Source organism: Mycobacterium sp., assembly GCF_032159775.1.
Lineage (GTDB): Bacteria > Actinomycetota > Actinomycetes > Mycobacteriales > Mycobacteriaceae > Mycobacterium.
On the sequence record NZ_JAVHWK010000045.1, the window covers coordinates 1 to 12,831 of the forward strand.

At 63.5% G+C, this 12,831-nt stretch carries 10 protein-coding genes; 6 read left to right on the forward strand and 4 right to left on the reverse strand.

Annotation, left to right across the window (positions count from 1 at the left end):
* The first annotated feature begins 1,084 nt into the window (after nt 1-1,084).
* Together QOJ24_RS04680 and QOJ24_RS04685 are read left to right on the forward strand one after the other, a co-directional pair.
* The gene (locus QOJ24_RS04680) at nt 1,085-2,707 is read left to right on the forward strand and encodes a hypothetical protein (protein ID WP_526259587.1); all 1,623 of its coding nucleotides are present in this window, start codon (nt 1,085-1,087) and stop codon (nt 2,705-2,707) included.
* 147 nt (nt 2,708-2,854) lie between these two features.
* Nucleotides 2,855-4,117, forward strand: coding sequence for a chloride channel protein (locus QOJ24_RS04685; RefSeq protein ID WP_526259588.1), 1,263 nt, complete (start codon nt 2,855-2,857; stop codon nt 4,115-4,117).
* Between the two features lie 103 nt (nt 4,118-4,220).
* On the opposite strand, the gene QOJ24_RS04690 is transcribed toward QOJ24_RS04685, so the two are convergent.
* Nucleotides 4,221-6,113 (reverse strand): ABC transporter family substrate-binding protein, encoded by a 1,893-nt coding sequence (locus QOJ24_RS04690; RefSeq protein WP_526259590.1) that lies wholly within the window; start codon nt 6,111-6,113, stop codon nt 4,221-4,223.
* A gap of 443 nt (nt 6,114-6,556) precedes the next feature.
* Between QOJ24_RS04690 and QOJ24_RS04695 the strand changes: the two genes are divergently transcribed.
* Nucleotides 6,557-7,699, forward strand: a complete 1,143-nt coding sequence (locus QOJ24_RS04695) for a hypothetical protein (RefSeq protein WP_526259592.1) — start codon at nt 6,557-6,559, stop codon at nt 7,697-7,699.
* 57 nt (nt 7,700-7,756) lie between these two features.
* On the opposite strand, the gene typA is transcribed toward QOJ24_RS04695, so the two are convergent.
* Entirely contained in the window at nt 7,757-9,646 is a 1,890-nt protein-coding gene (gene typA, locus QOJ24_RS04700) for a translational GTPase TypA (protein ID WP_526259594.1), read from the reverse strand.
* A gap of 174 nt (nt 9,647-9,820) precedes the next feature.
* Here typA and QOJ24_RS04705 point away from each other — a divergent pair, with 174 nt between their 5' ends.
* A complete protein-coding gene (locus QOJ24_RS04705; RefSeq protein ID WP_526259596.1) occupies nt 9,821-10,093 on the forward strand; it encodes a hypothetical protein in 273 nt (90 codons plus the stop codon).
* A gap of 6 nt (nt 10,094-10,099) precedes the next feature.
* Here QOJ24_RS04705 and QOJ24_RS04710 read toward each other — a convergent pair whose 3' ends face one another.
* On the reverse strand, nt 10,100-10,492 hold the full coding sequence (locus QOJ24_RS04710; protein WP_526259598.1) for a (deoxy)nucleoside triphosphate pyrophosphohydrolase: 393 nt from the start codon (nt 10,490-10,492) through the stop codon (nt 10,100-10,102).
* Nucleotides 10,493-10,518: 26 nt separating this feature from the next.
* Here QOJ24_RS04710 and QOJ24_RS04715 point away from each other — a divergent pair, with 26 nt between their 5' ends.
* Nucleotides 10,519-10,803: a 4a-hydroxytetrahydrobiopterin dehydratase gene (locus QOJ24_RS04715; RefSeq protein WP_526259600.1), complete on the forward strand. Its 285-nt coding sequence runs from the start codon at nt 10,519-10,521 to the stop codon at nt 10,801-10,803.
* Here the strand turns inward: QOJ24_RS04715 and QOJ24_RS04720 are convergent.
* Nucleotides 10,748-12,016, reverse strand: coding sequence for a mannosyltransferase (locus QOJ24_RS04720; protein ID WP_526259604.1), 1,269 nt, complete (start codon nt 12,014-12,016; stop codon nt 10,748-10,750). The two genes, QOJ24_RS04715 and QOJ24_RS04720, sit on opposite strands and share 56 nt — an antisense overlap.
* Nucleotides 12,017-12,125: 109 nt before the next feature.
* On the opposite strand from QOJ24_RS04720, the gene QOJ24_RS04725 reads away from it, so the two are divergent.
* Entirely contained in the window at nt 12,126-12,779 is a 654-nt protein-coding gene (locus tag QOJ24_RS04725; protein WP_526259602.1) for a hypothetical protein, read from the forward strand.
* Nucleotides 12,780-12,831 lie beyond the last annotated feature (52 nt).

The following is a 12,831-nucleotide window of genomic DNA, read 5'->3' on the forward strand; positions in this document are numbered from 1 at the left end:
TGCTCAGACCATCGCAATCCACAAAACGAATCGAGTGCAAAGAACGTTTTTTCAGGTCCGCTGAGCTCTGCAGCTAATTCGAAGGAGTTTGGAGTATGTCAGCTACTTTGCAACCCTAACGAGGCGCCTTTTCGGTTGCTCACAGCCGAACACCATACCAGTTCCTTCTCAGGTTCAGCGAGGCTTCGCCGATTCAACGGCGGGGGCGCCTCGTTGTGACGGCGGTTAATTAACCTGTTCAAGCCACATAGTTGCAAACGCAATGAACTTGACGAAAACCAAGATTTACCTGAGAATCATGTAATAGATTGACAGGAAGCAGCCCGCAGAAAGTTTGCGGGCGCGGCGACGATCTGAACGATCGCCGGCGCAGCCAGGACGTGGAAGGCGAAGCCCGGAATTAGGGGTCCGGGTGGACGGAGGGGGAGCCGTCGATGCCTTCACTATCGGCCCCGCTGTCGGTGGTGCCCACACCTGCCGACAGCGGGGCCGATCCACGTTTGCGGTGCGGCAAACGCCTGTAGTTGACGATCCTCACTTAGGTTGCTGCGACGTTGCGCGGTCGTGTCGCGAACGTAACCCAATCTCAACGCGACAAGCGTATTTGACTACGCTGTCAGTTAACATTTCACTCGGCCTAGAAAACGACGAATGGCGTTTGCTGCTATGCGTAAGTGGCTCGCTGGTATCGAGAGCGCCGACACCTTGAGGAGTACACTCTGTCGGCACTGTTCGCGGTGGGCAGTCGCACAGGTCCAGATCCCAGCAGCTCAAATACTTGCGGAAAGTAGTATGCGAGCGCATTTTTCGCAGAACTGGCCAATACATTCGCGTGGCCAGCCGGCTCGGCTTGTCGACCGTCCAGCGCATGAGCGCCCCAAGCCGACACGTCTTTTTTGCCAGACCTGTTGGATCTGAACTGATATATCCGTTTGCTCAAGATCAGCTAAGTTTCGCCCATAGGTGAACTTATTGCGAACGCAAATACCTGCGGTGACGGTCACCTAGAACCTGAGAATTAGATGAAATTTGTGGCATAGATTCCTGAGTGCTGCACATCACAGCCACGTCTTGGAGGATCTGAATGCAAATCTCACTACGCCCGTACGTCACGACCGGTGTTGCCCTCGTTGGAGCAACCGTCATTGCTGCTGCTCCAATGCAGCCGGTCCTGCCTGCCGACCTGCAGATCGCCAACCCGGTGGCTCAGGTCGAACAGGCTGTGGAGCTGACCGCGAACGAGATTCAGAATGCGGTCAACCAGCTTGTTTTCGCCGCAACCAAGGCCGGGGTATCCGTCGCGCAGCTCACGACGCCCCTAGTCGCCCAAATTCTTGGGATTCCAGAACCGGCTGCGGCGGCATTTCTAGCCATTGGCACGATCGGGCTTCTTGGTCCGCTGATCAGCGGCACTGGGGCTATCGGCACCGCCCTTCAGCACATCGTCGACTCCGACGGCATTGAAGAGCTCCTCGTCAACCTTGTTGGCGCACCGGGCACAATTATTGACGGCCTAGTTAACGGGAATTTTGGACCCAACCTAGCGAGCCTGATTAATCCGTTGTTCCCGCCTACCTTCGCGGGCGGGCTGATTAATCCAGGAAACATCCTTCTGGCTCTGCCTCCGTGGACAGTGCCCGGCACTATTCCCACCTTGCAGGGATTGGTTGAGCAACTTTTCGGGCTTTTCAGCCCGGCGGCGATGAACATACAGAACGTAAGCGCCCTAGCGACGCCCACGCCTGACTCAACCGTCGAAGACGGGATCAACTCTCTGCTACTTGGGCTCACCAAAGCAACGCTCTCAGTCGTAACGCTGGCAGCTCCCCTGGTAGCGCCAATCCTAGGTGTTACAGAGCCCCAGGCTGCGGCCTTCTTGGCGCTCGGAACCGTCGGGCTTTTCGGCCCGTTGATCAGCGGCACTGGCGCGGTCGGAGCTGCGCTCCAAGACATCGTCAACTCTGACGGTCTTGAAGAGCTAGTCTCAAACTTCATCGGTGCGCCTGGAACGGTCATCGACGGCGTAGTTAACGGTGGCTATGGGCCAAACCTGCTGCCTGTGTTGGGCGGCTACCTACCGCCCGCCATTCCAATCGGCGTCAATCCGATCACGCATCTACCGATTTACGCACCGGTGACCGCCGTGTTCGCGCCGGGAATCATCCAGAACCCCGGATTCATCTATAACCCGTTGCTCCTGGGACTCGGACTTCGGATTGGTGGCACGCCCACGGCGCCAACCGCGACGCTCCTCCCGCCTGGCACCATCGCCGTGCTGCAGGGATTGGTGGAGCGTGTCTTTGGTGCGCTGCCCTCGGCAGCTAGTTTGAATACCAGCACTCTGAAGACCCCGGCGGGCGAACAGAATGCTCCCGAGATCAGTAACAAGCAAAGCAATCTCACTCTAAGCGGAAAGGGTGAAACGGGCCTTGACGAGACCAATACCGATAGCCCAGCGGTCGCCCCGAAGAAGCACCAGCACCTGATCAACGTCGACGTCTTCAACCCGCTCGGCAACTTGGGCGGCGCCAAGAAGGACACGAAGGACAACGTCAGTTCGGTCAACTCCAACAACGACGCCCCCGGCAAGCACCGGATCGGCACGCCTGTGCGGGATCTGATTCATAGCGTCCTCGGTGGCAGTCACGAACAAGATGACAACGACGAGGGAACTAGCGCTCAGTCGACGGACGACGCTCCAGAGTAGTTGCACCAAATAACCAAGAGCCCACCTCGTCACTGGGGTGGGCTTCTGGTTGTCGCCGATTTCTGCAGCAGGGCTGCCGCCGACGCGAAACGACAGCCCTCTTGCAGAAATCGGCGAGTTCAGCCGCGGATGGCTTAGATTCAGTCAGTGAATCGGCGTGCGCTCGAGTTCTGCTGCGGCATCGTCCTCGTCGGGCTTCTGGCCGGAGTCGCCGGTCTGTGCACAACCCTGCTGCTGCGCTTCGTTGAGCACCTGACGTACCACTACTCATTCGGAACTCTGCTGTCCGGCGTCACCGGGAGCAGCCCAGTTCGACGCGCCGTCGGTCCAATGGTTGGTGGTGCGCTCGCCGGGTTCGGCTGGTGGATGCTTCGCCGGCGCACCGAGGTGCCGCCGTTGACCGAGACGATCCTCAACCACAGGCGTATTCCCCGCCTGACGATGACGATCGACGCTGCGCTTCAGGTGCTCATCGTTGGCTCCGGCGCATCACTTGGCCGCGAGGGCGCGCCCCGTCAATTCGCCGCTGCCCTTGGCGATCTGGGCACGTCCCGGTGGGCACTCACCGAGCGGGACCGCGAGATTTTGCTTGCTTGCGGCGCCGGTGCCGGTTTGGCAGCGGTTTACAGCGTGCCGATCGGCGGCGCCCTGTTCGCCACGGCCATCATCTTGAAAACCTGGCACCCGCGGGCGGTCGGCACAGCATTGATCACATCGAGCCTCGCTGTGGCCGTAGCATCGCCGGTCACGCATGAGGCCACGCCACTGGACTGGCCGGATCCCCAACTGTCTTATCTGTTAGCGGCTTTCGCGCTCGTACTGGCGCCGCTGGCATTGTGCATAGGCCTGGCCTTCAACCACATAATGTCTCGAGCACGGCCGGCCAAGGTGATCAAGTCATGGGTTCTGATACCAACGATCGCCGCGGCGGGACTGCTCATCGGCATCTGTTCGATCCGGTATGCGGAGCTGCCGGGGAACGGCAAGAGCATCCTGGCGGTAAGCCTCAACAGCGGACTGACGTTGAGCGCAGCTCTCGTCATTCTTCTTCTCAAGCCACTTCTCACCGCCGTGTATCTACGTGCCGGGGCGGTCGGTGGCATGCTCACCCCCGCACTAGCGACTGGCGCTGCGATGGGATCCGTCGTCGCCTTGGCGATCAACAGTTGGACCGAACATCACGTCAGCGTGCCCGCGGTCTCGCTGACGTGCGCGGCCGGTGTACTCGCGATTACGCAGCGCGCGCCGATCTGGGCCGCGATTTTTGTGTGGGAGCTGGCGAGACCACCGTGGTGGCTTCTCGCGCCATTCCTGGTCGCGGCAGTCGCCGCCCACGGGTTGAGGCGGCTCCTAGAACGTCGCAGAGCAGCATTTGATGCCCAGGCTATTGAGCAGTTCGAGTTCCGTTAGCAACGGCTCGGGCGGTGGCACCGGAAGCAAGTAACGCCACGCAGCAACTGCTAAGCGATCGGCCCCCTACCCGCCTGGCAGGGGGCCGATCCCTATGCAAAGCCTATTGCGGCTTCTTGGACCAGATGCCGGCATCGCCGACGATTCCGACCGGCACCGCGCCCGACAGGCTGACGTTCTGCACCCGCGGACCGGCCGCGACAATCGTCGTGTCTTGCAGAATCGGCAGCACGCTCGACATGTTCCATAGCCGAGGCTCGACCGCGTCGATCACCTCGCCGATGTTCTCTGTACCCCGCAGCGCGGCATCGATTTTCGGCTGAATGCTTCGATCGCATATCCCCGTGAGGTTGGAAGGCGCCTGAATGAGTTCGTCAGACTCGGGCGCCGGGCGCGGCGTTGTCGGGGTCGCCGTCGTAGTGCCGGCCGGCGGCGTCGGACTCGGAGAGTCGGAGGTCGACGAGGTCGTGGACGTGGGAGGCGATCCCGCCGTCGTCGTCGACACCGCTGTAGCCTCCAGCGCTCGGCAGCCGTACCGGGACGCCAAGGCGGTGGCTAGGTCACCACCTGCCTGATGCCAACCGATGACCGCATCAACCCGGTTCTGTGCGAGAGCGTCGCCGTACAGCGCAACAGGATCCATCGCAAGAACTGAGGCCTCGATACCGACATTGCGCAATTGGTCCGCAGCGGTGTTGGCGACTGCGACCGACGTCGGGTCGTTGGTTGCCACGCCGATCACCAACGACAACGGCACGCCATCTTTAGTGATACGCCCCCGATCGTCATCTGGCACTGGGGTTCCCGGAGTTGGCGTCGGCGGCTTATCGACCGGTACCAGCTGGTATCCGCTAACTCCCAATAAATTGAGGGCAACTTCCTTCGTCAATGCGGGCGGCGCCGTCGGCGTGTAGCCGGGATCCGACGGGGAACGCACTTGAGCCTGTGCCAGGGTCACGGTGTTGTCGCTGCCGGCGCCGACAGACGCCAGCAAGTCGACGTCGAGTAGACCCAGAATGGCCTTGCGCACTTGAGGATCCGTGAGTTTCGGCTGCTGAGCCCGCAATGTCATCTGCATGACACGCGGGGTGACGATCCGCGACGTCCGCACGTCGGGAATCGCCGACAGCTGTGCGAACGCCGCCGCACCACCGTGCACCTGCGCGACCTGAGTGTCGCCATTACGGATCGAATCCGCGAGCGCCGCAGTAGCTCCCGCGCGCCGGAACAGGAGCTGGTCAGGCTTCGCCGGTACGGCCCAATACCGGTCATTGCGCGCCAACAGGATTTCTTCGCGCTGCGGATCGATGTTCTCCACCCGGAACTGGCCGCCGGTGACCGGCAGCGCCCGTGCCAAACCTGACGCAAAGCCGCCCGGCACGTCCTTGACGATGTGCGCGGGCAGGATGTCGTTGAACATTTCCCGCCATGCCGGGTACGGCTGAGAGAACGTCACCACCGCCGTCTTCCCGCCGTCGATGGACTGGACGCCGGTGACGAGGTCGTAGCCCGCCGGGTCGACGACACCAGGTTGGCTGACCATCTGACGCCAGAGGTACCAGTAGTCGTCGGCGGCAATGGGCGCGTTGTCCGTCCACTGCGCTTCCGGCCGGATCTTGTAGGTGACGGTGAATGGGTTGTTGTTCGTTACCTCAGCAGACACCAACAGCGTGTCGTCCAACTTCCAGCGCGAACCCGTGGGCGATGCAGGGTCGGCGACTGGCCGGAATGAACTCGGCAGGACCAGCGCGCTGATGGCAGCGTTGACCGGCGACTGGTCGGACAGCAGATGAGAGTTGAAGCCCGGCCCGATCGTGTCGATGGCCATGATGATCTGCGTGGCCTTCGGCGGTGGCGGCGCCGCGGTTTCCGTGGTGTCGGTGCTCTGCGGGGCAGGTGGTGGGCTGACCGTACAGCCGCCGACGAGCAGCACCGATGCGGTGATGAGAGCGCTGCTCGTGATCCAGTCACGGAAGCAGGCGGTCGGCACGTCCATCAGGGTATCGACAGGCGTCCAATAGTCCGATTCAGAGCCCGACCCGCGGTGCGATTATCGAACTTACGCAGCCGTCAGAGCAAACATCGTTTGCTGGCTCAGCTTACAAACTCAGCCAACCGGTCCCCAGCTGGCCATACGCATGAGTATGGCGGTCCCAGCGAAGAGGAAGAAGTCCTTTCTTAAGAGATTAGAGCACTGAAGAATCGCTTTCAACGGGGATTCTGGCCGACACTCATCAAACGAAACACGATTTTCTCAGGTGAGCACTAGACTTCCCAACCGTGCTGATAGGCGGCCTGAGGCGTCAACGAACCTGTGCCGCACCGTCCGAGCTGCAAGTTTTTCGAACTTGCTCAGCTAACTTGTTCTGAATCGATTCACACCCTAAGCTTTCGCGCAGGGGTCGGGTTAGATCCACAACGAAAATCTGAGGGGGATGCATGACAACTCGTGTCCAAAAGGGCATCACGGCGGGTATGGCACTGGTGGGAGCGGGTGTTATGGCCGCGATGCCGGTCGCCCAGCAGGCGCCGGAAGTCCTGAGAAGTGCCGAGGCCGATGTCCAGCTCGCGGCAGCCCTGACGGGGACTCCTGCCGAAAACCTCGCGCTGTCGGGACAGCGAACCGTGACCGGGTTGGTGGGCGCGCCCGTTGGATTCGCCACCGCTGCAATCGCACTTGCGCAAGGCCAGAATGGTCCCGCGGCGGCCGTCCTCAAAGAGCTCGTCGATGGGCCGCAGTGGGCCGCTGATCCTGCGCTCTATGCATTCGATGACCTGCTGCCCGCACCGATCGGCGGTAGCCCGGGCAATGTGCAGGAAGAGCGGGGCACGAGCTTGATCACCCAGTTCCGCGCCGATCAGCTCATCGCAGCACGGGACGACATCAACGAAGCCATCAGAGACGCGCTGATAGTCGGCCCGCTGAACGCGCAGCCCGCCGGGAACGAGGTCAGCCCTGTCTACGCCGCCTCACGTCTGGGCGCTGGCTTCGCTCTGTCCGGCGTTCGCGCCGCTCAAAGCGCTGTCACCGCGCCTCTCGGACTCCTGGCCGTCGCAGAGGGCCTTCAGGAGAGCCTCAATACAGGCGACAATACGAACCTTTACCTGGCGCTTCAGGCTTACATCGATGCACCGAACTACGTCACCGATCCGATCGTCTTCGCCGCCGATGATGTGCTGCCCCAGCCCATCGGGGGCGATCCGCAGACAAATCCGGCACTGATGAACGGCAGTGAGATCTCACGTCTGCGCGGCAATGTCCTTCTCGCGCCTCGGGATGCCGTCCGCAACCTCGTCGCGGGCAATCTGGGTGTTGACCCGGTCGATGGCCATGACGTGACGCCGCTGGTCAGCACCAATAAGGTGGCGGGCGACTCGAATCTCGGCAGGTTCACGCCTGGCTCGACAAAGTCCGTGACTGGCGCGAACTCGAGCAGCACCAAGCCCGTCAACACGGCGTTGAAGGCGGTCAACAATGAGGTCCAAGCGGCCGCAGACCGTTTCCAGCGCAGAGTTGAGAAATTGAAGTCCGCCGTCGAGAAGAAGCCGACGGAGACAAAGTCGGCCGCCGACAACAGCTAACAGTTCCAAACGAAAGGCCGGCCACGCGATGCGTGGCCGGCTTTTTCGTCTTCAGAACTAACCGCGCGCTTTCGCCCGGGCCTTTTCGCGGCCGCGCTGAGTCGCGTTGAGCACGAGCTTGCGCACCCGGACGATCTCCGGGGTGACCTCCACGCACTCGTCCTCCGCGCAGAACTCCATCGCCAATTCGAGCCCAAGTTCGAGCGGCCGCGCCAGCGTCTCGAAAACGTCAGCCGTCGACGAGCGCATGTTGGTGAGCTTCTTCTCGCGGGTCGCATTGATGTCGAGATCCTCGGCGCGCGGGTTGATGCCGACGACCTGACCCTCATAGGTGTCCTGGCCTGGCTCGACGAAGAACTGACCGCGATCCGACAGCTGGGTCAGCGCGAACGGCGTGATCTTGCCGGTGCGGTCCGAAACCAGCGATCCCGTGTGTCGGGCTCGAATCTCTCCGGCCCAGGGGCGGTAGCCGTCGAACACCGCATTTGCGATACCGGTTCCGCGGGTGATCGTCAGGAAGTCGGTGCGGAAGCCGATCAGGCCACGGCTGGGCACGATGAAATCCATTCGCACCCAACCCGCAGCGTGATTGGTCATTTCCTCCATCCGACCCTTACGCGCCGCCATCAATTGCGTTATGGCGCCGACGAATTCGTCCGGACAGTCGATGGTCATGGCTTCGAACGGCTCGTGCAGCTTTCCATCGATTGTGCGCGTGACAACCTGCGGCTTGCCGACCGTCAGCTCGAATCCCTCGCGACGCATCTGCTCGACGAGCACGGCCAGCGCCAGCTCGCCTCGGCCCTGCACCTCCCACGCGTCTGGCCGGTTGATGTCGACGACCTTGATCGACACATTCCCGACGAGCTCCGAGTCCAGCCGCGACTTCACCATCCTGGCGGTCAGCTTGTGCCCGGGCACCTTGCCCGCAAGCGGCGAGGTGTTGGTGCCGATCGTCACGGAGATGGCGGGCTCGTCGACGGTGATCCGCGGCAACGCATGCGCGTGCTCCGGGTCGGCGAGCGTGTCACCGATCATGATCTCGGGCAGACCCGCAACGGCGACGATGTCCCCGGCGATCGCCTCGTCCGTCGACGTCCGGTCGACGCCCTCGGTGACCAGAAGTTCGGTGATCTTGGCGTTAGTAATGACCGGATGACCGTCGACCTCGCGCATCCAGGCCACCTGCTGGCCCTTGCGGATTCGGCCCTTGTAGATACGAATCAGCGCGAGCCTGCCGAGGAACGCCGACGCGTCGAGGTTGGTGACCAGCGCCTGCAGCGGGGCCTCAGGATCCCCCTGCGGCGGCGGGATGTTTTCGAGAAGCACGTCGAACAGCGGATCGAGGTTTTCCCCGTCGGGATTCTCGCCGTTGGCCGGTTCGGTGGTGCTGGCGATCCCGGCACGCCCCGATGCGTACAGCGTCGGCAATCCAAGCGCGTCCTCGGCGGCCTTCTGCGCCTCGTCGTCGAGGTCGGAGGCTACGTCGAGCAGCAGGTCGTGGCTTTCCGAGACGACCTCGGCGATCCGAGCGTCGGGCCGGTCGGTCTTGTTGACCACCAGGATCACCGGCAGGTGCGCGGCCAGGGCCTTGCGCAGCACGAATCGCGTCTGCGGCAGCGGCCCCTCCGACGCGTCGACCAGCAGCAGCACGCCGTCGACCATGGAGAGCCCACGTTCCACCTCGCCGCCGAAGTCGGCGTGACCCGGGGTGTCGATGACGTTGATGACGGTCATGCTGCCGTCGGGGTTTCGGCGATGCACGGCGGTGTTCTTCGCCAGGATCGTGATGCCCTTTTCCTTCTCCAGATCACCGGAGTCCATCAGGCGCTCGATTGCATCATCACCCCGATGCGTCAGCGCTCCCGACTGGCGCAGCATCGCGTCGACGAGGGTCGTTTTCCCATGGTCGACGTGTGCCACGATGGCGACATTCCGGAAATCCACGTCCGAATCATCCCAGTGCTATAGGCCGATCACGAAAACGAGAGATACCCGTCACTGCGGGGACAGTCGTCATGCGGCCGACGAAGGCCTTCGCGCACGCGCGAAAGTCCTGCTCGTCGGCCTTTTCGGGCGTACCGTGGTGTTGTCCGGCAGCCGAGCGTGAAGGTGGCGAATATGTCGGTTTACGAGGTTCTGACCGTTCTTCTCATCGTCGTGATCGGGACGGCGGCGACGGCGGCTATTTATCTCGGACTTCTGAATTGGGCCGGGGCATTCTTCATCGTCCGGTGCGAAGCCTGTCACCACCTGGCGTTCTCGTCGGCGAAAACCGCGCAGAAGTCCTGCCCGCACTGCCGTCACCCGGTGCTCACGCACCCGCTGTACGCCATGCACCACCCTCGAAATGTCAGTGAGGTCCGTGTGGTGGGTGACCGGTTGCACCTTTGATCTGCGCTAAGGCGAGTCGAGCGCGCGGGCCAGGTCACCGAGCCACGCCCGGTCGGCGGGCACCCAAGGCAAGCTCTCGAGTTCGTCGGCCGTCACCCACCGCAGCGCGCGGTGATCGTTCGCCCGCAGGACGCCTTCGATCTGCGTGACGCGGTAGGCACGCAGCGTCGTCGTCTGGTTCAGCGCTACGTCGGCACCCAACTGCTCGCCGACAGCCACCTCGACACCAAGTTCCTCGTGGAGCTCACGAGCCAGACCGTCGGCGTCGCTCTCCCCCGGCGCGAGTTTCCCGCCCGGCAGTTCCCACAGACCGGCCAGCTCATGCGGACGTTCACGCTGGGCCACCAACAGCGCGCCGCCCGCGATCAGCGCGCCCGCAACGACGATCTGGTTTGGCATCGCGGCTGACGGTATACCGTCGAAAGATGGCTGTGTTATCCGACGATCAAGTAGACGCCGCGCTGCCCGACCTCAACGACTGGGAACGCAAGGACGGGGCACTACGGCGGTCGATCAAGTTCCCCGCGTTTCTCGACGGCATCGACGCCGTGCGCCGCGTCGGCGAGCGGGCCGAGCAGAAGGACCACCATCCCGACATCGATATCCGATGGCGGACAGTAACTTTCGCGCTCGTCACGCATTCCGAGGGCGGCATCACGGACAAGGATGTGGAGATGGCGAAGGAGATCGACGGGATCGTCGGCCAGTAGACGCGATCCACGCCAGCGTCACCAACGTCGCCACGATGTAGATCAGTCCTGCCCAGGCCAGATACCAGGGACGGCTGATCACCCAGATGGTCGGTTGGGCGAAGCTCAATAGCCACGGCACGCCGACGATCGTCAGCGCCAGCCATCCCCAGCCGAGGATCCGCGCGCCAAGACGGTCTCGCAGCGGGCCGTGCAGCAGCCAGATCATCAACGGCAGCACCCAAACCCAGTGATGCGTCCATGAAATCGGTGACAGCAGCAGCCCAAACAACTGCACGATGACGATGCCGCCCAGCCGGTCCTCGGCGCCGCCCAGCGCGCGCCACGCCAGCACCGCCAGCACGGCCGTAAGGACGATCGCCACCACCACGATCGGCCCGTAGCCGGCGTCATGGCCGAGAATTCGTGAGATCCCCCCGCGCCAAGACTGGTTGAACGACGTCCCGATCGGGCCGACGCGGCCTGCGTCACCGAGCAGTTCGGTGAAGTAGTAACGGGTTTGGTCGCCCACCACCAGTGCGGACACTCCGACCGTCGCCACGAACACGATCGCGGAAAACCCCACGGTCGCCCAGCGGCGTGCGCCCACAAAGTAGAGCCCACCGACAGCGGGCGTCAGCTTCACCCCCGCGGCGAGCCCGACCAGCAATCCGGACAGCCACCATCGCGTGCTGTAGACCGCGTACAGCACGGCGAGCACCAGCAGCACATTGACCTGCCCGTAGTCGAAGGTGCTTCGCAGCGGTTCGAGCCAGATGCCGACGGCGGTCCACGCCATCGCGACGCGCCTGCCCTTCGCGAAGTCGTCGTCGACCGCAAGCAACCGTTGGCTCACCCGCACCACGCCGTAGAGCGCTGCGACAATGCCCAGCTGCCACGCGAACGCGACCAACCCGAACGGCAACAGGTGCAGGGGATAGAAGACGACGGCCGCGAACGGCGGGTAGGTGAACGGCAGCGGGAAGTCCGGTGTCTGGTCGGCGTAGACGTAGTCGTAGAGAGTCCCCGGATGATCCAAAGTGCCTGCGCCGCCGACATATACGTGAAGGTCGACGAAATTCGCACCGTTGGGCGCCAGGTATGTCCACGCGAGCCGCGCAGAGATGCTGAACAACAGCAGCCATGGCGCCGCGGCCGCCAATCGCGCTGGCAGCCGCGGGACCGTCGTCGCAGTGGCGTCTATCCGACCGACTCTAGCGACCGGTAACCGTATGCCTTCGTCTCAGTAACGGTTGCATAAATGCCACTCGTGTCACTTGAGTCACACCAGTAACAAACTAGCTTCGGCTTCAGGCCTTCGCCGTCCAACGATTGGGAGAACCATGAACCGCACCCGGAAACTGCTCGCCTCAACCATGATCGCCGCCGCTGGCGCGGTCTCTGCGCTCGCGCTCACCGCGACCGCCGCCGCCGATCCGGTGCCGGCCCCGGTGGACCCTGGCGCCCAGCTGCTCAGCTCGCTGGGGACCGTGGGTTCCGCCGCGCCGATGCTGATGCAGACCCTCGCGACGGCCATGTCCGGCAAGGCCGCCCCGGCCGCAGCGCCGGCGACCCCTCCGCCCGGCGCCACCGCGTCGCTGACCTTGCCCGAGGTGCCCACGCTGCCGACCGCCCCGGCTGCCGCCACCCCGGCCGCCGCACCCGTTGCCGGCCCGGCGGCCGCCCCGGTCAACGCACTTTCGTCGCTCACCTCGGCGCTTCCGGCGCCGCTCAACAACACGGGAGGCCTGGCCCAGCTGCTGCCGACCGGACTTTCGCTGCCGGGCCTAACCGCCCCCGCAGCGGCAGCACCCGCGGCGGCCACCGCACCGCTCGCCACCGCACCGCTGACCGCCACCGCACCGCTTGCGCCCCTCGCGGCGGCACCCCTCGCGGCCGCACCGCTCGCCGCGGCACCCGCCGCCGCGGCTCCTGCGGCTGCAGCTCCCGCGGCAGCCGGTCTGCTCCCCGCCGGGGTCCTCAGCGCCCTGCCGTGACCCGTAACAGCCACACAACTTCGAGCCATGGGAGAACGATGTCATCGACCCG

What these genes read in the sequence shown, in the direction of transcription:
- QOJ24_RS04680 (WP_526259587.1), top strand. Translation starts at nt 1,085, where the DNA reads ATGCAAATCTCACTACGCCCGTACGTCACGACCGGTGTTGCCCTCGTT.
- QOJ24_RS04690 (WP_526259590.1), bottom strand. Translation starts at nt 6,113, where the DNA reads ATGGACGTGCCGACCGCCTGCTTCCGTGACTGGATCACGAGCAGCGCT.
- QOJ24_RS04695 (WP_526259592.1), top strand. Translation starts at nt 6,557, where the DNA reads ATGACAACTCGTGTCCAAAAGGGCATCACGGCGGGTATGGCACTGGTG.
- QOJ24_RS04705 (WP_526259596.1), top strand. Translation starts at nt 9,821, where the DNA reads ATGTCGGTTTACGAGGTTCTGACCGTTCTTCTCATCGTCGTGATCGGG.
- QOJ24_RS04710 (WP_526259598.1), bottom strand. Translation starts at nt 10,492, where the DNA reads ATGCCAAACCAGATCGTCGTTGCGGGCGCGCTGATCGCGGGCGGCGCG.
- QOJ24_RS04715 (WP_526259600.1), top strand. Translation starts at nt 10,519, where the DNA reads ATGGCTGTGTTATCCGACGATCAAGTAGACGCCGCGCTGCCCGACCTC.
- QOJ24_RS04725 (WP_526259602.1), top strand. Translation starts at nt 12,126, where the DNA reads ATGAACCGCACCCGGAAACTGCTCGCCTCAACCATGATCGCCGCCGCT.